The following is a 354-nucleotide window of genomic DNA, read 5'->3' as shown; positions in this document are numbered from 1 at the left end:
TGTCGGAGGGGTAGCGAAGTGGCTAAACGCGGCGGACTGTAAATCCGCTCCTTCGGGTTCGGCAGTTCGAATCTGCCCCCCTCCACCATTTCTTAATTATTGGGCTATAGCCAAGCGGTAAGGCAACGGACTTTGACTCCGTCATGCGCTGGTTCGAATCCAGCTAGCCCAGCCATTAAGAGCCATTAGCTCAGTTGGTAGAGCATCTGACTTTTAATCAGAGGGTCGAAGGTTCGAATCCTTCATGGCTCACCATTTCAATAAAATATGCGGGTGTGGCGGAATTGGCAGACGCACTAGACTTAGGATCTAGCGCCTTTGGCGTGGGGGTTCGACTCCCTTCACCCGCACTTT

4 tRNA genes are annotated in these 354 nt (G+C 52.5%); all 4 read left to right on the top strand.

The window, feature by feature from the left end:
* Positions 1-4 precede the first annotated feature (4 nt).
* The 4 genes from MR065_RS27210 (at position 5) to MR065_RS27195 (ending at position 350) form a co-directional block, all read left to right on the top strand.
* Positions 5-88: transfer RNA gene (locus MR065_RS27210), tRNA-Tyr, on the top strand.
* Between the two features lie 12 nt (positions 89-100).
* Positions 101-175: transfer RNA gene (locus MR065_RS27205), tRNA-Gln, on the top strand.
* Between the two features lie 4 nt (positions 176-179).
* Positions 180-255: transfer RNA gene (locus MR065_RS27200), tRNA-Lys, on the top strand.
* A gap of 14 nt (positions 256-269) precedes the next feature.
* A tRNA-Leu gene (locus MR065_RS27195) sits at positions 270-350 on the top strand.
* Positions 351-354: the final 4 nt, after the last annotated feature.

The sequence above is a fragment of the Bacillus cereus group sp. BfR-BA-01383 genome, assembly GCF_022663495.1.
GTDB classification, from domain to species: Bacteria; Bacillota; Bacilli; order Bacillales; family Bacillaceae_G; genus Bacillus_A; species Bacillus_A cereus_AU.
Note: the sequence above shows the minus strand (reverse complement) of the source record. Positions and strands in the feature narration are given on the sequence as shown.